19 protein-coding genes are annotated in these 20404 nt (G+C 45.9%); 5 read left to right on the top strand and 14 right to left on the bottom strand.

The window, feature by feature from the left end; genetic code table 11:
- Positions 1–162: 162 nt before the first annotated feature.
- The 10 genes from H2O73_RS02330 to H2O73_RS02285 form a co-directional block, all read right to left on the bottom strand.
- Positions 163–1407 carry a phosphopentomutase gene (locus tag H2O73_RS02330; RefSeq protein WP_182106121.1) on the bottom strand — a complete coding sequence of 415 codons (1245 nt, stop codon included), beginning with the start codon at positions 1405–1407 and terminating at the stop codon, positions 163–165.
- Positions 1400–2581, bottom strand: coding sequence for an alanine racemase (locus tag H2O73_RS02325; protein WP_182106119.1), 1182 nt, complete (start codon positions 2579–2581; stop codon positions 1400–1402). The genes H2O73_RS02330 and H2O73_RS02325 overlap by 8 nt, the downstream gene beginning before the upstream one ends.
- A gap of 131 nt (positions 2582–2712) precedes the next feature.
- Positions 2713–4014, bottom strand: coding sequence for a YhfT family protein (locus tag H2O73_RS02320; RefSeq protein ID WP_182106117.1), 1302 nt, complete (start codon positions 4012–4014; stop codon positions 2713–2715).
- An 11-nt stretch (positions 4015–4025) separates the two neighbouring features.
- Entirely contained in the window at positions 4026–4385 is a 360-nt protein-coding gene (locus H2O73_RS02315) for a DUF2620 domain-containing protein (RefSeq protein ID WP_182106115.1), read from the bottom strand.
- Positions 4386–4419: 34 nt separating this feature from the next.
- Positions 4420–5295, bottom strand: coding sequence for a phosphotriesterase family protein (locus tag H2O73_RS02310; protein WP_182106113.1), 876 nt, complete (start codon positions 5293–5295; stop codon positions 4420–4422).
- On the bottom strand, positions 5292–5666 hold the full coding sequence (locus H2O73_RS02305; RefSeq protein WP_182106111.1) for a hypothetical protein: 375 nt from the start codon (positions 5664–5666) through the stop codon (positions 5292–5294). The genes H2O73_RS02310 and H2O73_RS02305 overlap by 4 nt, the downstream gene beginning before the upstream one ends.
- Before the next feature lie 9 nt (positions 5667–5675).
- The gene (gene yhfZ / locus H2O73_RS02300; RefSeq protein ID WP_182106109.1) at positions 5676–6572 is read right to left on the bottom strand and encodes a GntR family transcriptional regulator YhfZ; all 897 of its coding nucleotides are present in this window, start codon (positions 6570–6572) and stop codon (positions 5676–5678) included.
- Between the two features lie 135 nt (positions 6573–6707).
- Entirely contained in the window at positions 6708–7598 is an 891-nt protein-coding gene (locus H2O73_RS02295; RefSeq protein WP_182106107.1) for a LysR family transcriptional regulator, read from the bottom strand.
- A 35-nt stretch (positions 7599–7633) separates the two neighbouring features.
- Positions 7634–8254: an SGNH/GDSL hydrolase family protein gene (locus tag H2O73_RS02290; RefSeq protein WP_182106106.1), complete on the bottom strand. Its 621-nt coding sequence runs from the start codon at positions 8252–8254 to the stop codon at positions 7634–7636.
- A gap of 304 nt (positions 8255–8558) precedes the next feature.
- Positions 8559–9314, bottom strand: a complete 756-nt coding sequence (locus H2O73_RS02285) for a class I SAM-dependent DNA methyltransferase (protein ID WP_368737147.1) — start codon at positions 9312–9314, stop codon at positions 8559–8561.
- Positions 9315–9593: 279 nt separating this feature from the next.
- Here H2O73_RS02285 and H2O73_RS02280 point away from each other — a divergent pair, with 279 nt between their 5' ends.
- Positions 9594–10982: an MATE family efflux transporter gene (locus H2O73_RS02280; protein WP_182106104.1), complete on the top strand. Its 1389-nt coding sequence runs from the start codon at positions 9594–9596 to the stop codon at positions 10980–10982.
- An 82-nt stretch (positions 10983–11064) separates the two neighbouring features.
- Here the strand turns inward: H2O73_RS02280 and H2O73_RS02275 are convergent, their stop codons facing one another.
- From H2O73_RS02275 to H2O73_RS02260, 4 genes are all read right to left on the bottom strand, one after another.
- Positions 11065–11448 carry a hypothetical protein gene (locus tag H2O73_RS02275; protein ID WP_182106102.1) on the bottom strand — a complete coding sequence of 128 codons (384 nt, stop codon included), beginning with the start codon at positions 11446–11448 and terminating at the stop codon, positions 11065–11067.
- Positions 11449–11511: 63 nt separating this feature from the next.
- Entirely contained in the window at positions 11512–11979 is a 468-nt protein-coding gene (locus tag H2O73_RS02270) for a 2TM domain-containing protein (protein ID WP_182106100.1), read from the bottom strand.
- A 230-nt stretch (positions 11980–12209) separates the two neighbouring features.
- Complete coding sequence (locus tag H2O73_RS02265; protein ID WP_182106098.1) at positions 12210–12605, bottom strand: DUF6232 family protein; 396 nt, start codon at positions 12603–12605, stop codon at positions 12210–12212.
- A gap of 206 nt (positions 12606–12811) precedes the next feature.
- Positions 12812–13459 (bottom strand): MurR/RpiR family transcriptional regulator, encoded by a 648-nt coding sequence (locus H2O73_RS02260; RefSeq protein ID WP_182106096.1) that lies wholly within the window; start codon positions 13457–13459, stop codon positions 12812–12814.
- Positions 13460–13635: 176 nt separating this feature from the next.
- On the opposite strand from H2O73_RS02260, the gene H2O73_RS02255 reads away from it, so the two are divergent.
- From H2O73_RS02255 to H2O73_RS02240, 4 genes are all read left to right on the top strand, one after another.
- A complete protein-coding gene (locus H2O73_RS02255; RefSeq protein WP_182106094.1) occupies positions 13636–15039 on the top strand; it encodes a PTS fructose transporter subunit IIC in 1404 nt (467 codons plus the stop codon).
- Between the two features lie 98 nt (positions 15040–15137).
- On the top strand, positions 15138–17780 hold the full coding sequence (locus H2O73_RS02250; protein WP_182106091.1) for a glycoside hydrolase family 38 N-terminal domain-containing protein: 2643 nt from the start codon (positions 15138–15140) through the stop codon (positions 17778–17780).
- A gap of 22 nt (positions 17781–17802) precedes the next feature.
- On the top strand, positions 17803–19497 hold the full coding sequence (locus H2O73_RS02245) for an alpha-amylase family glycosyl hydrolase (protein WP_182106089.1): 1695 nt from the start codon (positions 17803–17805) through the stop codon (positions 19495–19497).
- Between the two features lie 9 nt (positions 19498–19506).
- On the top strand, positions 19507–20109 hold the full coding sequence (locus tag H2O73_RS02240) for a fructose PTS transporter subunit IIA (protein ID WP_182106087.1): 603 nt from the start codon (positions 19507–19509) through the stop codon (positions 20107–20109).
- The last annotated feature ends 295 nt before the right edge of the window (positions 20110–20404 follow it).

Below are 20404 nucleotides of genomic sequence, written 5' to 3'. Positions count from 1 at the left end.
TCACGAGATCATCAACTTGTTTCGCTGGGAGCGGTTAGGCTTAAACTAAAAAAGTGGCGGGCAGAAGACGTTATATTCTTTAAAAGTGGATTGAATAAAAACCAATAGAAGAAAAGCCTCAAAGCGAAAGGGGGAAGTTTGCTAAGAGGCTGTGCGTTGGCGCTAATCTAACAAAGGAATTATAGGTGTTCCGTTTTCTGGTGAGGGTGCGTTAAAAAACGCACATGCGCTTGCTCCAACATCGGATAATGTCGTTCGTTGACCTATATTGATGCCGGTTTTTCCTTTTTGATATACCAACAAAGGAACTTGCTCACGGGTGTGTTTGGTATGACCAATAAACGGGTCATTGCCGTGATCTGCCATGACGACTAATACATCATCAGAGTTCATTTTTGCCATCACTTGGTTTAAGCCTACATCAGCCCGTTCCAATACTCGCCAGTACTGTTTAGGATCTTGCAGGTGACCTGACAGATCGGTCTCTTGCACATTGGCACAGAAAAAGCCTTCAGTATGCTGGTCTAAATCTTGGTTCAATAAGCGAAATACTTCATCGGTATCTACGATGGAAAGGTACGACTGACCATGAGGGTTTTGTACGATGTCAGCGACTTTGCCATACAGCCAGGTTTTTATGTTTTGTTGGTGGAGTAGCCATGGCACTTGGGTGTTGGCATCCACACCAAACCCTAAATGAGCCACTTGGAAGCCTTTGTCGTAAGCGCCGCTATCAGGTGCATTAACGCCAATATAAGCCGTTTTGCCCTCTTTGTTCATTTTAACTTCAATTGCATCGAATACCCGCTGCATACTGTGTGGATCGCCTGCAAAGTGAATATCGCCACCAAAGGCGATATTACGACTAACGGGGTTATTTGCCCGCACGATGGCAGCAATTTCCAGCAGTTTTGCAAAAGATACGATATTGAAGTTACAGGTAAGGTTATAAACTTGCCCTAAATCTGCTTCGAGGTTATCGCCAATTACCACCCCCTGTTCAACAACGAGTAAATCTAACCCCTGCTGTGTGATGCGCTCAACTCGGTACTCTTTTGCCAGCAGCGCGGCTTCTATTTTTGCCAGTGCTTGTTGGAAAGGCTGTACCAAAGGTGGTTTGGGTTTCGTGCCCATAATCTCTTGGTGCCCCATGAAGGTATCACCACCTTGATGAGCAAGCCATGCCGAACCTGTATTGGCTTGTTGGTTAGCTTGCATTACAGAGTGTGGGTTATTAACCACATTCTGTAAGCCTAGCTTCTCTAACGTCGGCAGGCGTTTTAGAGGAAAGTGTTCCAATAATTTATTCGCGGTGTTGGCACCGCAATCTTGTGGTCGAACACGGGCGACATCAGGCATTTCCCCAATGCCAAAGCCATCCAAAACGACAACGATAAATCTAGCCATGATGCACCTCGTGTGAATCGAGCTGATTACCAAGTGAGTCGTAGGTTGCTATTACTCTTGGGTTATTACTGGATACACCGGTGACCAATGCGACGTCACTGCGTGTAACAAAGACCTGGGTGCGATAAGCCATAATGACCGGAGAGCCAATAGGGTATAGCCCGGCAACGCGCAGGTGATAATCAATACTGTCACGGTCATCATTGTAGATGCTCGCTGACTGGCATTGACCACTATGGTAAACCAACCCATTTTCTAGCCCACCACGACGATAGTAGCCGCCAGCAAAACAATAGCTGTCATCACCATAATGATGAGAAACTTCACTAAGGTAGAGCATGGCGATTTTCTCCGCCTGTGCAGTGATGGCATTAGACGGCATAGTGCCAGTGAGCGAGTGGCCAGGTTCACCGTGTGTACAGCCATATTTTGCCAAGAGCGGAATGGTTTCAATGCTTGTTGCTGAAGGAGCATTGATCTGTTGGCACTCCACCCCTAACGCCTCCAATGCATGTTTTGCTTCAATCAAAGTGGTGAGGTTTGGGGTAGGGAGCGTTGTCTTTGTGTCCCCGTCGTATAAAAAGCAAGGAAAATGCGTAACACCTTGGATAACCACGTTTGGCATGGCTTGAATCTCTGCCACTACCTGCTGCAATTCTGTTATTGGAAAACCAGACTCTTGGTTGGTGTAGAGGTTGTCACGTGGATGGAAAAATTTTAACAGTAATCCTTGTTGACGATTTGCTCGAAGGGCGGCATCAGAGATCTGTTTGACCTTATCCAAACTATAAACGGTGATGACTTGAGGTTTAACGTCATTCACCAGTGATTGAATCATATGGCTAGGTGGCTGGACTAAATGACCGACATTAGCGATGGGTAAACCATGCTTTGCCATCAAACGAGCTTCTTTGAAATCCACACACACAACGCCATCAAACTTGCATTGGTTAATTAGAATTTTAGCCAGCATGGGGTTACGACCAAATTGTTTGGTCATAGCAAAGAGTTTTATCCCATGCTTATCTGCGACTTTGCGCATCAATAAGGCATTTTTAATGACTTGATCAACATCGATAACCGTTGTGTCTGGCAGTAGTTGACCTTGTTTAAATAAGCTAAGCGCGGCTTTAATTAAGTCGGGATTTTGCTTTTTTAAGGCTTCTAAAAACATTTTCTCCCCTTATTAGGAATGAGCTGATCCTGCACTGCCATGTCTGGAGCGCACGCTAAATAACAATTAACCGTATCTGTATCTGGGTGTTAGTCGTATTAAGCTGACGACCAGCTCTGATCGTGTATTAATTAAATCGCGAATAACCCAACGACATGAAGAATATTCAAAATCACGCCAGTCAAAATCGCGGCGACAGCTGGAGCGGCAATCTTAAGAATTGGGCGTCCCATGACTTCGTTGAGGTAGAACAACATGGCAAAGATTGTAAAACCAGTGGTTGAACCCATCTTCATTACCGCGAGAACACCACCAATCAATAGTGCGAACTCCATAAGTGTATTCATCGAGTTGCGAATATTGTCAGAAGCATTTCGGATCGATGGGAACTGCTCTAAAAAGCGTCCAATACCGCGTAGTAAATAAACTTCGAGACAAATAGTGACTGCGCCCAAAGCTGCGGCTACGGCCATGTTGGGTGATAGGTAGCCCACCACGAAAACAAAGGTCATGCCCACCACGCCATATACACCAGTGGCAAGTGCGGTGGTCGCAATCAGTGGAACAAAGCCGAGACCGCGCATAAATTCTGATAGAGCGACTTGTTTCATTGCTGCATCTTGCGCTTCTGGGTCTGTAATTTTCAGCGCATCAGCGAGCGAGTAGATGGATACCTCTGAGCCTGCGAAGATGCCACCATTGGAAACAGCAGCAATCAATGCGCCCGTTACCGCCAAGAAAGGTAAGTGTTTAACAATTCGTTTGGTACGTTCATCAAAGATACTGTGTAATCCCGACATGTCAGGGGCTTGAATACCTGCTTGGCGGTCCGCTAAATCCTTGCGAATAGCGAAGAAGACCAACATCATCATGCCGACAAAAATTTGGATAGATTCAGGGTAGATACCCGTGTACTTGATGATCATTAAGCGAGAAGTAAGAATGACAGCAGCGGCTATCGCACCTGCTTTCCAACCAAATTGGTAGAAAATAGCTAACAGTGGGAATAGCGCAAAGGCTGACATGACTGGTGTACCTAATTCACCCAGCGCACCCAGTGCATCGATTGGAAGACCAGTTAAGACAGCGTTAACACCAGCAAGAGAGGTCACAACCAGTACGCCCCAAAGACCGCCAGCCAGAGCAGCAAGTACGCGGCTGCCAATCATCACACCGAGAATATCGGTTGGCAAAAACAGTAGCCAAGGGTTGAGTAGACCGGTCGATAGCGTAAATGAAATACCGACTGATGCGACGAAACCAATTGATAAACCAAAGGCAACCGAGCCTGCATCGCGCCTGGTCATATTGCCTTCAAACAATTGTGGCAATACTGGGCGAATACCATCGTGGAATACGGCAGCACTCATATTCGCGATCAGTGCGGTCATTGCGCATAAAGCCGCAACAAGTCCAATATGCATAATATCCATGTTGTTACTCCTTACTTAGCGGCGAGCAGTTTGGTGAGTATGGGGACAGCGTGCTCGATATGCTCAATAGATAAACCAAAAGCGACACAACCTTTTTCGATAAATTGTTGAACTTCATCGTGTTTAGCTTGGATTGATGGTTTGGCAATAGTACAGCTTTGCCCGTAGCCAATAATGGCGATAGCCATAGCGAGTGCACCGCCTGCACCGGTATTACAACACCCAATGAAGTAATCCATTTCACCAGACTTGACCTTCATTGCCGCATCCATATCTGTCAGGATGTAGCACTCGAAGGTATCAGGCATGGTGTCCTCGATTTGTTGTTTGATTTGCTCTCGCTGCAAACCAGCAATGGCAATTTTTTTCATGTTCTATCCTTATATTTCAGAGCGCAGGCGCTCACTAGCCAAATAAGCGAGTAGGGTTACTTTGTAATAGGGTGCTTATTTGGAGATCATTGACCCCGTGCTGTTTAAGCAAAGGGACGAATTCATCAATGAGGTAGCTAAAACCTAAGCCACCGTTCGCTTTTAAATGTGATCGACGGGTGATATCCATCGACAGCATGATCTGTTTTTCGTAGCCGCGTTGGCAAAGCAACGCAATTGAGGCAGCACGTTTACTGTCTGGGTAATAACTGTTTTTTCCTATCGTATCGAATTGCACATAGCAGCCTTGATCCAGCATCCATAAGATGTGGTCGAAGTTGTCACGTAGGTCGCAGTGCCCTATGGTGACAGATGTCATCTCAACCCCACTTTTCTTGAGCAATTCGATCTGCTGCTTACCCATGGTACTCATTGATTGATGGGTTGAAATGGGGCGACCTGTTTCCAAATGGGCAATCGCTGCGGCTTGAAAGACTTTCTGCTCGGTTGGGCTAAAGTGATCTTCACTACTACCAATCTCCCCAATCACACTTGCTTTTAATCGAGAGCCTTCAAGTCCATCTTCGATCTCGCGGATCATACCTTGAGCGATTTGTGAGGCACTCATGGAGTAGATCTCATCAGGGAAGAACCCTTCAATATAGAAACCAGTCGACAAAAGAACATTGATGCCAGTGTCGTCGATTAAATCCTCAATAAATTGAGGATTTCTACCCATAAAAGAATTCGTCACTTCTACGATATTGCGCACACCACGTTTTTGCACTTCGCGCATTTCATCGCACAGCAATTCGTATTGATCCAAACGGCAATCAATAGCGTGCTTTTGCGGTGACAAATCAATGTGAAGATGCTCATGGCAGTAGGTATAACCTGTTGCGTCTATCATAGCGGTTGATCCTCTAGTGACACTTGAATCAGCGAGTAAACATTGGCGAGTAAAAAACTCTCCTCGCTGGCTGGCAGCGTTTCAATCCCCATTGAGGCGACAATCTGTTGATGCAGTTTAAGGACCTGCGGGTAACACTCGTCGGCTTCAATTTCATCGAGTACATCTTGATCGAGCCCTTCCTCAACCGGTTCATTTTGCCAAATGCGGTCTGCCGCGCGGGCGAGGTGCGTAATGGCCATTTGGTATTGCTCACTTTCATGATCGAGGGATAGTTGGCGATCAATGACTTCTAGAGCGCGCAAACAGCCCAGATAGGCTTGCTCGGTAATGACGTTTGCTTGCTGGAGTAGATCGAGCCTAGCTTTCATGTATCACCTCTAATAACTTGGAGTTAGCTCACCTTTCACTACTGCTTGTTGGTGCGCTAGCAGCGATGAAAGTTTGAGTAGCTTTCTTAGCAAAATCGTAATGTGGTGTTCGTTACCATTGACCAGCATGACGGCTTCAGACGCTTCCTTGCACGCAGATAAGTGGCTTAATGATTGTTCGGCAAGACCATATTTGTTCATGTCGATGGCTTCTGGTAGCCAAACTACTGCGTCAATATCACCATTGGTTAAGTGGGTTAAACTTTCGCCGTAATGGATTTCAACAATCTCGATTTTCTTGTCTTCAAATGCCTGACTAGTCAGAATTTTTTGGTCTGGTGAATCAGGATCGACACCGACTCGAAGAATTTGATCGTATTCGCCTTCGCGATAGATTAAACGGTGCTCATGTGAATAGGTATGTGGGCCAAGATCAATCGCTGTCACCAGACCAGATGTGAGTTCTTTTGCTGCCAACTTTGACATGATCGCTACATCATAGGTGCCATTTTTTAAACATTCGGCACGAACACTCGCCCCTCGCATATGGGCGAAATAGAGAGGTAAGCCACCAAGTTGTGCCTTTAACCCACTAGCTAAACCTTCGTAGTGGCGGGTGTAAGGTAATGGCATTGCGCAAACGACATTACTGATGCCAGCACAAGCGACAAGCTCGCGATAATTCAGTTGGTTGATAAAGGTGCCGTTGCGTCCTTGTTTAGACAACACGACCGCACCCTGTTGTTCAATTGTTGTCAGGGCTTTTTGTATAAAACCAACCGATACAGAAAACTCTTCTGATAGCGAATCTATGGTGCGCAAGCGATCGCCTTCAGAGGTTGTCATTAGGTATTGGGCGACGTTCATGATCGCCGCACCTTCTTTGCTAATATATTGAACGGTCATAGTTTTTAAATCTTCATTATTTTGAAGATAAACTAGCAAATAGATTTAACAATAGAAAGTTGAGTAAGTGCGTTTTGTGAGCTATTTCGATAAAATTGAATGCGTTTTAAGCGATATAGATTGATCATCAACTCGCTATGGATTCAATCGTTCTCGCAGAAAATCACGCAAAGCATGCAGTGCAGGAGTGAGTTGGCGCTTGTCTGTCACCACTAAATTGAGTGGGATAAGGTCACCTTGCCAATCTTCAAAGAGTGGCACTAGGCTACCGTTATCAATATCGGGTTGAGAGTCTAAACGGGATTTGTAACCAATCCCTTTGCCTGCAAGCATCCAACGTAGAACCACATCACCATCATTGGCAAAGCGGTTACCCGTGGCGATCACTTCGCACTTTTCACCTTGTTTGGTAAAGCGCCATTTGGTGTGGTATTTGACCAAGGTAATAAAGTTTAGGCAGTTGTGATTAACTAGCTCTGAGGGGTGGGTGGGTTTGCCATACTTGGCGATATAGTCAGGAGACGCACAGGCTATGCGGTCATTTTTAGGGCTAATTGGCAGGGCGACCATACTCGAATCTGGCGGAGTACCATAGCGGATTGAGGCGTCGAGTGGGCGAGTATAAAGGTCGACGACGTTGTCGCATAGCTCTGTGGACAGTATCAGCTTAGGGTGGAGGTCAAGGAATTCATCAAGTAGCGGCAATATGATATTGCGCCCCAAATCTGAAGGCATGGCGAGTCGTAAGTGCCCAGTAATTTGATTAGGGTCGTGCTTCACCGATTCTATACCTGTTTCAATGGCCTTGACAGCTTGCTGGCATTTTTCCAGCATCAACTGCCCTTCTGCGGTGAGGCGAATACTACGGGTTGATCGTATGAAGAGCGCGCAATCAAATTGCGCTTCAAGACGCTTAATAGTTGCACTCACCGCCGCAGGGGTCACACTGAGAATGTTAGCAGCTTGAGTAATACTGCCTTGGCGTGCTGTTTCAATAAACACACTAAAATCTTGTAGTATTTTCATTGTCTTCTCTGTGGTGGTGAGTGTTTAAAGCCATTCTAACTAAATAGATGTTTGATCTGTTGATGAAGGGCTTGAGCAAACTTAGCTGGTTGATCTTCGTGCCAATGCACGCCTTCCACTTGGCTCGACGCGACGAAATCTCCGGCATCAAAGTAGCAGCATTCGAGCTCTTCAGCTCGCGCTTTATAGTGTTCTGCAAACTGTGTTGATTTCTCTTCAGCCCCGTCGAAACCGTCTTGGGCAAAGCCGACTTCATAAATGGGTGGAGGGCACACCAAAACGACATCGATAGGGTAACCTTGATGGCTCGCAAAGTGGCGCGCTTGTTTCACTAAGTGTGCAGCACCGGAAGAAATGTCTTTAGCGGATAAATTTAAATGGCTTTGCAAATCGTTGGTGCCAAGCATGATCACCACCACGTTGGGTTGGTGTTTTTCTAGACAGGGCAGAAAGTAACCTAGCCCAGAGTGTGGGCTATGAATAGACTCGTGAAAGCCGGTTGTTCTTCCGGGTAATCCTTCGTTAATGACTTGCCAATCATCAGGGAGCATTCGCTCTAAAAGCGTCGTCCAACGTAATTCGCTTGGGTAACGACCACCCTGTAAAGGGACGTAACCCCAAGTATTGGAGTCACCAAAACATAGCACTGATTTCATTCTCTATCCTTGCTAACGGAACGGCTCTATTTTGTCGCTTTGTCCGTTATGAACGATGTCGCTTCGTCCCCAGCATGACTTTGTAATCACTGGGTTTGAAGTTGTTTTGACGGTATTAGTCAATTGTATCATTGACTAAGTACTGGTGCGTGCGTTTTTCAATCATCAGTTAATGACAATAGCGGTTCTGTTTTTGTCGCGATTAGGGGAGAGGTGGTGGCACTAAGGCTACGATTTTGCTGGCAATAGATGCTTTGTGACGAGCCCGCTAATTTAGCGAGCTCTATATGATTAGAACGACAGTTTAAATCGTTGTATCACGCTTCACACAGGCAAAGAAAGCGTTGCCTGAATGGTTATCCCAAGGAATGATTTTCTCGTAGTCGTGCTCAAAAATATGCACTTCGAAATAGGGCTCAAGCAAAGCTGTAAGCTCTTCATAATTGACGGCTACCATTGGATGTTCATCGTTCCAAAGTTGCTTATCTTGTTCTGAATGCTTTTCGATACTGAGGGTTAAAAATTGCTTCTCGCCTTCACCGCTGTACTTCCAACCAGAGCTAAAGACAAACTCGCTTTCTTCATGTTTGGCGCTATGGCGAACAAAAGATCGGTTATCAATTTTGTTTCTATTTACCGAGTTAAAACAGAACATGCCGCCGGGAGCGAGCGCAGCATGAGCTGCCGCAATGCACTTTTTCAGATTCGCAATGCCATCACTGTAATGGATTGAGTAAAGAAAACAGGTGATCAGATCAAGCGGTTGCTCCACCGTAAAGTCACACATATTGTGCAAAATAAATTCGGCTTCAGGGCAACGGACTTTCGCCAATTCGAGCATGGGTTGATTGAGATCTAAGCCACTGCTTTGGTAACCAAAGTCAATCAAGTGGCGAATGTGCGGACCTGTTCCACACGCCAAATCGAGATGTCGCATTCCTGCATTACCAAATAGCTGATGCAGTCGGCAAACATAATGACTTTGGGCTTTGTAATCGATGTCGGCACACATCAAGTCGTAGTAACCAGAAAGGTCGGTATAGAGGGCGTTTGAAGGAATAATTCCCACAGTTGTTATGCTCGTCAATAATTGGGCTGCGCATCCTATATCAACATTGCTTAATTACGAAGCAAAAAATAACTATTTATTGTTGTCAATATCACCTCGCTCAAGCAATCGTTTTACCGTCATGAAATGAGTTGCTTTTATCGTGAAACGTGACGCTTGACCGTTTTTGAATAGCTGTTTATATTATCGCCGCCTAACGGGCACACCCTAAAATGCACACTCGCTATCCTGCCATCACTGGTGCATTTATATTGGTGTTGAAGAACCTCCATGCAAACGACACTTCCTCCTTTTTCTCGTTTTACCCGTGAATCGGGTGCTTTGATGCACCTGTCGATTCCAATTATTTTGACTCAAATTGCCACCCAAGCGATGGGCTTTGTCGATACGACAATGGCGGGGCAAGTAAGCCCTGCTGACTTAGCTGCGATAGCGCTTGGTGGTAGCTTATGGATTCCAGTATTGCTATTGCTTCGCGGCGTGATTATGGCGTTAACACCTGTGGTTGCTTACCATCGTGGTGCCCGTGATTTTTCTAGTATCTCAGTGGAATTTTTCCAAATGGTTTGGCTGGCACTACTTTCTAGTGTGCTGCTGATTGGCTATTTGGTCAGTGCCAAACCCATCCTAGAGTGGATTGGTGTCGCCTCAGAAATTATCCCTATCGCCAGTGATTACGCTTTCGCCTTAGCCTTTGGTGTACCGGGGATTGCCCTGTTCTATACCTTGAATGGTTTTTGCGAAGGGATGAACAACACCAAAGTACCGATGGTTATTTCGGTTGTCGGCTTACTACTAAATATTCCGGTTAACTATGTGCTTATCTATGGCAAGTTGGGTTTCCCTGAAATGGGAGCCGTCGGCTGTGGCTGGGCAACCAGCTTGGTTTACTGGGTGATGTCGGGTCTACTGTATTCCTACATCAAAGGTCATCACCACTATAAAAAAGTCATCTCATTTTCGGATGTAAAACCAAGAGCAAAAGAGATGTTCAACCTACTAAAATTGGGTTTACCTATTGGTATGAACATTGCCGTGTGTGGCAGTATTTTTGCGGTGATCGCACTGCTGATCGGTCGTATTGGCGCTGAGAACGTAGCGGCAGCACAGATTGCGCTAAACATCTCAAGCTTAACTTACGTGATCCCGATGAGTATCTCGTTTGGTATTACAATCCGCGTGGGTCACTCCTTGGGTGAGCGTGATGAACAAAGTGCGATTGAGCGTAGCAAAATTGGAATTGTCGTGGCGGCGTTAGTCTCACTGATTTCGGTGGCGATTTTCTTGCTATTCCCCGAGTGGATTATTCGCTTATACACCACAGATCCAGCAATTAGTGCGACAGCAGCAACATTGTTGGTGTTTACCGCGATGTATCAATTTAGTGATGCGCTACAAACCTCAGCTAATGGTGCGCTGCGTGGTTACAAAGACACCAAGATGCCAATGTTTTTGGCGATAGCTTCTTACTGGGGCCTGGCGCTGCCACTGGGTGTTGTGCTTGGTCTAACAGACTACGTAGTACCAGCAATGGGTGAGAAGGGCTTTTGGGTTGGTATTCTCACCGGTTTAACTGTCGCAGCCATTTTAATGCTGCTGCGCTTGCGCCATGTCATCAAAAGCCGTGGCTTGCAGGCTGTGAGTGGTGTGGCTGTTTAGTTAAAGATAAAGCGAGCTAGAGGTACTGGGCTAGCTCGCTAAAGCCAGATAAGTGATCGTATTTTGAAACAGCAATCGCTTGTTATACCGGCATTGCGCCATAACTTGCTAATAGCCCGATGGGGAGAAGCAATATCCATTGAGGAAGTTTGACAAAAACCTTACCACCAAAGAAATGCCATCCAACGACAACGAACACTAACGCAAAGAGAATATATACCCCCCCTACCAACTGAATTGGTAAGTAAAATGAGTACAGACCAAACCAACCTACGTAGGTGAGCATGAGTGAGCTAACCAGTAGTGTGACGGAAACAAGATGCCAACAGGCTAAAAGTGTGGCTTTTGCTGCATCCGCAAGCTCCGACTTCAAAAAGGGTCTAACAGGATCGACTTGACCAGCAAACACATGCACCAGTGCTGTCAATACGCCAAGCAATCCTGAGCTCAATATCCATATATTCACAATACCCTCCCTAGGTATAGCGCTGTCTTAAGAACCGTTTTAAATAGTTTGATATGTGTGTATTTAAAGTTTCCTGCCAAGACGTTTTTCGATTTGACGCTTTTCCCATTTAGCACCAAAAAAATCAAAAACTTCGAAGGCGTTTAAACCGTGATTAATGATACCAATTCCCCAGCCCATTGCTGGCCACCATGCCCAAATATAGCTCGGGTCGATGACAAGGTTTATTGCAAACAATAAGGCGATTACCATTACATAGGTCATTAGATGGGAATAAAAGCCTTTAATCGCTCTCACTTGATCAATGACTATTTGTTCTTCGTCGGTAATTTTTACTTCGTTTGTCATTTCTGGCTCCTGCTGAAGTTCTGACACACTAGTTTCAAAAACAGCAGCAAGAGATTTTAATGATTCAAGGCTTGGCTTTTGACCTCGTTCAATTCGTTGAATTGTACGAATGTTTAGGTCGCTGAGGTCTGCTAGTTGCTCTTGAGACCAACCATGCTTCAGTCTGAGTTTTCTGATTATCATTACAAAAATCCTTTCTGCTGTATCGACTTAAAACTTACCAATAGTATACAGAAAAGATAACGACAAAAATGCGACAATCTTGCGACAGGGTTTATATTTCAGTAACTTACGAAAGGCAATGAGACCTTGTTAAGTGGTGCCCAACCCCTGCCATCTACCTCAATCATGGTGAGATAAACAGATAAACAGATAAACAGATAAGCTGAAATGCCAAGCGTTGGGGCTCGGTCTTAAACGCGGGTGTGAATACTTTCGAGAATTTGTGTCACTTGCTTTTCAAATTGCTCTTTAATCTTCAGCTTGTTCGTTTTAGCGATAGAAACCCACTGTAAGCCAGTTTCATCGGCATGCTGGAATTCAATTTGAAACTCATATTTTCTGACCGTTGAGAATGCTGACAACATGCCGATGATAAGGGCGACGGGGGCGGTATACAGACCTAGCGAACCTGGGGCAATCATCCATACTAGGCTCGACACCACTAAGCCAATAGTGACAACTCTTAGCGCATGGTCTTTAATTGTATTTTGCTTAACTTTGGCACCTTTAATCTTAGACAAGGCATACGAATCTTTTTTGAATCGAAGTGTTGTGTCAGTGATCTGAAATTCTTCCGCAATATCCACATGTTCTCCTTTTACATAACCCTAACTAAACATCTAAAAGTGGTCTTTCATGCCAGCATGATGCCATGTTTATAAGCTTATTTTAAGTTAATCAATAATTTAGTTTTGATGCAGAGGTTTCAGATTGCTGTAAGCTGATATTTACGGTATTTCGGATAATCCGTGGTAAGGGAGTTCCGCGTTTAACAGTATGGTAGCCCCAAGAACTATTCTTCCAGCAACGTCTTACCAATCAAATCGATGACTTTCAGTATTTGAATTTGTGATTCGCGGCTGTATGGGGAAATGCCGTCCACTTGCTCTTCCAAATCTAGGTTGATGTTGGCGATTGACGCTAATGTTGAACCGAGATGACTAATGGCAAATACCTTTAAACCTTTACGCTTGGCGTTGTGCGCCATTTCAACCACAGCTTGCGTCTCTCCCGATTTACTGACCAACATCACCGTACCTTTTTCGGCTCGTGCGAGCTGGTGGATGTCAGTGATCACCAAGTGGGGGATATTAGCGAGGGATAAAAAGCGCGATAGGTAAGTGACACTGACAATCGATGCGCCGCGAGAGTACAAATAGACCACGGGTGAGCTATGCAGTGCATGCGCGACCGTATTGACTCGTTGAGTTTGATCATCGTCTTCATCACTCGCGACAGTTTGTTTGCGCAAGTCTTGCACTAGTTTATAACGCAGCTCGGTATAGCTGGCATAACCCATTTTCTTACATACACGGTTGACCGACGTGGTGGTGGTCAGTGCTTTATTGGCAATGGTTTTGGCTGAAATGTCATGCAGTTCGTTGGCATGGGTAATCAGGTATTCGTATACCGCTCGCTCGATGCCTTTAAAGGTGTTCATCACGTACACTAACTAAGGAAACAAAGTGGCTGTTATTAGGCGCGAAAATGGCGCAATTTTCCTTGATGGGCTTCACAAAAGTATCGTCATACATAGCTTGTACCATGAAACAGTATCCTGATACATCACTGCTAAATATACTGCCGGCAGTCAAATAAATATAACGGTGAAAAACCATGACGAAGAAGAAAATTGTTGCAGTGACCGCTTGCCCTACCGGTATTGCACATACATTTATGGCTGCGAAGAAGATTCAAAGCTGGGCTGAGCAACAAGGTTACGAAGTGAAAGTCGAAACCCAAGGCAGTGACGGCGTAAAAAATAAGCTAACCGCGCACGATATTGCAACCGCAGACGGTGTGGTGCTCGCTATTGACGTTCCAATCATGGATATGGAACGTTTCGATAACGCCAATCCACTAAAAGTGCGCACTCAAGAGTTGATCAAACGAGTTGATGAACTGCTGCCAACGGTATTTAACCTAGGCAAAGAGAAGAGCGAAAGCGGAGCGCAAGTGGTCGAAGAGAAACGCTCTGCTTATCAAGTGGCTATCGGTCATATCATGACGGGGATCAGCTACATGCTGCCGGTGGTGGTATTGGGTGGTTTGCTGATGGCGGTGGCGAAAATCACCGGTGAGTTTATTGATATTTCCGGTACACCAATTCAAACCCTAGATAAGCTTGGTTTCATGACCATCAAGTTTATGTACCCAATTTTCGCGGCGTACCTAGCTTATTCTATTGCCGGTAAACCAGCGCTTGTTCCTGCCTTTATTGGCGGAATCATGAGTGATGAAGTGTACAAACGCTTCTTCGATCTAGAGGGCTGGGCACCATCGGGCTTCTTTGGTGCGATTGCGATTGGTTTCCTTGTCGGTTACTTGGTTCGTTTCCTCAATGACACTATTCACGTGAAGACCGAGCTGACGACGCTGAAAACCATGTTACTTGTCCCTGCCATTACTGGTGTGGTGATGGTGTTAACCATGGAGTACGCAATCAACCCGTTCTTCGGCGCGCTGAATATTGCGATGATCGAACTGTTTACTCAAGCGGGTGATGCAGGTCGTGGTATCTACTCTATGGTAATCGCAGCAGGTACAGCATTTGACTTGGGCGGTCCAATTAACAAAGCAGCTGGCTCGGTAGCACTTGGCTTAAACGGTATGGGCGAAGGCTTTGACCTACTGGCTCGTGAGCTGGGTATTGTCATCCCGCCAATTGGTGTGGGTATTGCCGCGCTGCTTGATGGCAAATTCCGTAAACCTGTGTTCTCTAATGAAGAGCGCACCGTGGGTAAAACGTCTTTGATGCTTGGTCTTATCGGTATTTCAGAAGGTGCGATTCCATTTATTCTGAAGAACCCGAAAATGATCCCAATTATGATCTTAGGTTCAATCATCGGTACTCAAGTAGGCGTACTACTTAACGTATGGCAAAGCCTACCACTGCCAGCAGTTTGGGGTTGGTTCCTATCGTCTGACCCAATTAGCTACACCCTTTCAGTCTTAATCGGTTCAAGTTTTATCGCGGCGGCATTGTTGCTATGCACTAAGCCAGATAACGCAAACGCATAACACGTCACATGGGGCGACTCGGTCGCCCCCTTGCTCGCTCAACAAAGTGAGCGCTTAAAAAGACCTAATTAGAAAAACTAAGTAGAAGAGATTTTCCTATGGCGAAAGTACATGTCATTCCGCACACTCACTGGGATCGTGAGTGGTATTTTACCCAGCAAGACAGTGACGTGCTTGCCACTTATAACTTCACTAAAGTAATCGAAACGCTTGAAAATCAAGCAAGCTACAGCTGTTACCACCTAGATGGTCAATCAGCGATTGTTGAAGATTACCTTAAAGTATTGCCGTTTATGCGTGAGCGCATGAGCAAGTTGATCCGAGATAAGAAGTTGTTTGTTGGCCCTTGGTACACCCAAACCGATACTTACAACGTCGCGGCTGAATCTATTATTCGTAACTTAAAGTATGGTATGCACATTGCTGAAGAGCTTGGTCACAGCATGACGGTTGGCTACCTGCCAGATACTTTTGGCCATAACGCACAAATGCCAACCCTATTTAAAGGGATGGGTATTGATAACATCGTCTTTTGGCGTGGTATTGATTACGATCAGCAAGTTCAAAAATCGCATTTCCACTGGCAATCTGCGGGTGACGATACCATCTACGCTTACAACCTAGTACACGGCTATGGTGCAGCGAAAAACATTGTTGCTGAGGCTGATCATCTGGATAAAAAAATCTTCCCGATGGTAGAAAAAATCAAATCACTCTCAGGTTTAGATGAAGTGTTGATCCCATCGGGTGGCGACCAAGTGAATATTGACCCGAACTTGCCAGCGACCTTAGCAGCGGCGTCTGAGCGCTCGCCAGTTAGCGATATTTATACCATTTCTTCAATGGAAAATTTCGTCGAGTATTTGCGCCACAACAGCGAAGAATTTGAAACCTACCATGGCGAGTTTAAAGCGCCGCGTTACACACGAATCCACAAAACCATTGGTTCAGTACGTTACGACATCAAAAAGCTTAACTTTGAAATTGAGCAGTTTCTGATCAAGAAGCTGGAAGTGGTGATTGCGATTGCCAAAGCACAAGGCATTACCGTGCATACTGAGCTGGTCGATATGGCGTGGAAAAAAATCCTTGAATGCCATGCCCACGACAGCATCGGTGGCTGTAATAGTGACGCCACCAATGCCGACATTATGCACCGTCTTAAGCAGGCAGAAGAGATCTGCCACGGCTTGTACAACTTGGTCGTTAAAGAGATTGCTAGCAATGCTTGCCAAGAGAGTGAGCTGATGATCTTTAACTCACGCCCAACCCCATATTCCGGTGTGGTGAAGGTTGTTGCTTTCTCAAAGCATGAACAAATTGCGCTGAGCGATAGAGAGCAAGTTTTAGGTTGTGAAATTATCTGCCGTGAGACCTTAGATGGCGGCAAGATGATTGAAGTGACAAAAGATGGCGAACGCGAAGTAGACGTGCCGCCGTACTACCGATTTGAACTGAATGTTGCGGTGACCAACCTTCCTGCGCTGGGTTACCAAGTATTCCAAGTGCAGCAAACGGAGTCAGTATCTGTTGCCCCAACTCATAAGGTGAACGAGAGCGCCAGCATCGAGAACCAAGCCATAGTGGTGCGATTTGCTCACGGTCAACTTAGCCTAGAAGACAAAGCCTCAGGACGTGTGGTTAAACAACTGCTGAGCTTTGAAGAGCAAGCTGACGATGGCGACTCTTACGACTTCTCTCCACTAGAAGGTGATACGCCGCTAACCTGTACTGAGATGACGTGTTTATCTGTGCAGCAAGGTGAGATGGAGCAAAGCATGACACTGCGTGCTGAACTTGCGGTACCGCATGATTTAGCGGCGCGTATGGCAGGCGATAAGCAAGCGGTAGCGAGTTTTGATTTGCAACTGTCGTTGGTGAAAGGTGAGCAGCAACTGCGTGTTGAGATTACCACACTGAACCAAGTGTGTGACCACCGCGTGCGCGTTGTGATCAACTCTGATGTTTGTACTCAAACCTCTTTGAGCACCCAACCTTTTGCGTTAATGACACGCCCAGTAGCCCCTTCTGTTGAAGGCTGGCGTGAACGCTTCCGTGAGTGCCCAATTGATATTGAAACCACCGATGGTGCCGTCGCGATTGCCCAAGCAGGCAAAGCGATGATCATCAATGGTCGTGGTATTAAAGAATTTCAGGTGCTAACGGGCAAAGAGTCCAATGCCATTGCATTGACGCTATTTAAGTCGACAGGTCGCCTAGGTAAGGATGACTTGTTATGGCGTCCGGGTCGCGCTTCTGGCATCAACAACACCGTGGTTTATACCCCCGATGCGCAGTTGCAAAAATCGATGACGTTTAGCTTCTCGATTGCCCTTTGTGAAGAGGCGAGCCATCAAACGGTGCGTCGCTTAGAGCAAGAGTTTTTAGATGCGCCATTTGGTTACCAAAAACAAACGCTCAACAGTTTTGAAAATCGATTAGAGCGCTTCCAAGTGCGTTTTGATTCGCGTGACGTTGCCAAGCGTTTTGGCTTATTTGAATTGGAGCAAGCATTGCAACTTTCAAGTATTGGTCACTCGTTCTACCAAGATAATGCGGTCATCGTGCGTCTCTACAACTCGACCGAGCAGGCGATGGTGTTAGATACAACGGCATTTGCTCACTTTGCAGCAGTAGAGCGTGTTAACCACCGTGAACAACCCTTTGAACAAGGGACTGAGCAAGAGTGGCAAGTGAAAGCCAACAACAGCATTGATTTACGAGTGAGTTTCAAAATTTAAGTCGCGGGTTAGGAATAATAAAATGAATAAACAACAAATCTATACCAAAGTGGCGGATCTGTACGGTGAAGCGCAAGCTGAGTCGATTACCGCAGATATTTTAGCCTTGGTTGAAAAGTGGCGAGGTAAAGCGCCGCAATACCCAAATTGGGTTGATCAAACTAGCTCGTTCCTCATCACTTACGGCGATAGCTTCTGCAGTGAAGGCGAACCTACGCTGCAAACCATGAAACGCTTTGCGGATAAATACCTCAAAGATGCGATCAGCAATATCCATATTTTGCCTATGTTCCCATACACGTCAGATGATGGCTTCAGTGTGGTGGATTACCGCAAAGTGGATGAAAACCTAGGTGACTGGGCTGAGCTAAATGCGCTAGCGGAAAATTTTGATTTGATGTACGACTGCGTGATCAACCACATCTCGAAAAGCAGTGACTGGTTCCAACGCTTCCTTGCGGGTGACGAAGCCTATCAAGATTACTTTGTTGTCTCTGATCCAAATTTGGATTACTCAAGCGTGACTCGCCCACGAGCTTTGCCTCTGCTTACGCCATTTACCAAAGCGAATGGTGAAATAGCCCATGTGTGGACCACGTTTTCCGATGACCAAATCGACATTAACTTCCACTCACCAAAAGTGCTGTTGGAAAGTATCGATATTCTACTGATGTACGCTGCAAATGGTGGGCGCTCAGTCCGCTTAGATGCGATTGGCTTTATCTGGAAAGTACTTAACACCACTTGTATTCACCTGCCGCAAGCGCATGAAATCATCAAATTATGGCGCATTGTGCTCGATAAAGTGATGCCGGGTAGCTTGCTGATTACTGAAACTAATGTACCGCATAAAGAGAACATCTCTTACTTTGGTGATGGCGATGAAGCGCATATGGTGTATCAGTTCCCGCTGCCACCATTAACACTGCATGCGTTCCTAGGACAAGACAGCCAAGTATTAACCCAGTGGGCAAAAGGGTTAACCGCAGAAGCGATGGCATCGCTTGAGGCTGGGCGCAAAACGACCTACTTCAACTTCCTTGCCAGCCATGATGGCATTGGTGTTCGCCCAACAGAAGGCATCTTAACCAACCAAGATCGTCAGATGATGTGTGAGCAAGTTGAACGCAAAGGCGGACGCGTTAACTACAAAAATAACGGCGACGGTACGCAATCGCCATACGAATTAAACATTAACTACCTAAGTGCGATCACCGAGCCACAAGACAGCGTTGAGCAGAAGGCGAACAAGTTCTTAGCCGCGCAAGCGATACTGTTGTCGTTTATCGGTGTGCCTGCAGTGTACTATCACAGCCTGCTGGGCAGTGAGAATGATGTTCAAGGTATGGTGGAGTCGGGGATTAACCGCCGTATTAACCGTGAAAAGTTTGAGCTAGCAAACTTGGAAGCGGAATTGGCTGAGTCGGGATCGCTACGTAACCGTATTTACAACGAGATGACTCGCTTGCTGGCGCTACGTAAGCAGCAAGTGGCATTTGCTCCAACCTCTAAGCAGCTAGTGCTTGAGCTATCACCACAGCTATTTGGTTTGCAACGTGGTGAAGGTGCAGAGAGTATTCGCTTTGTGGTGAACTTATCTGAGCAACAACAACATGTAACGCTCGATGCAGGTGGTACTGATCTGGTGTCAGGCGAAGCGTTTGAAGCGCAATTTACTCTTAACCCATATCAATTTGTTTGGCTAGCGAACGAATAGGAGCCGATGATGAAATTAGCACAACTTACTTCCGAAGATTTGATCATGCTCGATGCGGTATTTGAAGACCGTTTTGCAGCAATTAATGCGCTAACCGACCGAATCGATCAAGCGGGTAAACTGATCAACCGTCAACAGTTCTTGGACGCGGTGCTGCTGCGTGAAGAAGAAGGACCAACAGCGTTAGGCGAATACCTAGCGGTGCCACATGGTAAATCCATTGCGGTGACAGAACCGGTCTTTGCCTGTGCGTTTGTTAAAGACGAATTGCAATGGAAAGGTCTTGATGGCGACGAGCCCGTCAATATGATCTTCCTACTGGCTATTCCACCAGCAGAAGCGGGCTCAACTCATATGGCTGTACTCACGACGCTAACGTCTTCGCTTGTTGAAGATGACTTCCGCGAAGCGCTATTGAAAGCTAAGACCACCGAAGAGGTGATGGCACTGTTTGGCGCTGGCGAAGAAGAGCCAGTACAAGCCGAAACAGCTCAACAGAGCGTCGAGGAAGCGGCAGAGCCTGAAATGGCACGCGATATTAGTGCTAAAGCGTATCCAATGGTGTTGGGGATTGGTTTGGCGGTTTCGGTCCTGTTATTCCTAATGCTCTAAATACTCGTTCTACTTGGCGTTGCCACGGTGTTTACTGCATTCGAAAATCTCATCACATAGCGAGTTTATGTTTAAGCAATGCTCAGAGACTTTTCTTACTGGTCGCCTAGCGGCAACGCCAATTAGTTAGAGTACTGACTATCAAATCAAACCCGCTATTGGCGGGTTTTTTTATCTAGCGGTTGGGAAAAGTGACACAGATTGTGCGCTAGATAGTGGAAAATTTGGTCAATTGTGACTCGAACTCAGCGTGCTAAGTTCGGTATGGTAGAAGACCCCATTTTCATTAGCGACA

Origin of the sequence: Vibrio marinisediminis (genome assembly GCF_014050145.1) — a bacterium.
GTDB classification, from domain to species: Bacteria; Pseudomonadota; Gammaproteobacteria; order Enterobacterales; family Vibrionaceae; genus Vibrio; species Vibrio marinisediminis.
Note: the sequence above shows the minus strand (reverse complement) of the source record. Positions and strands in the feature narration are given on the sequence as shown.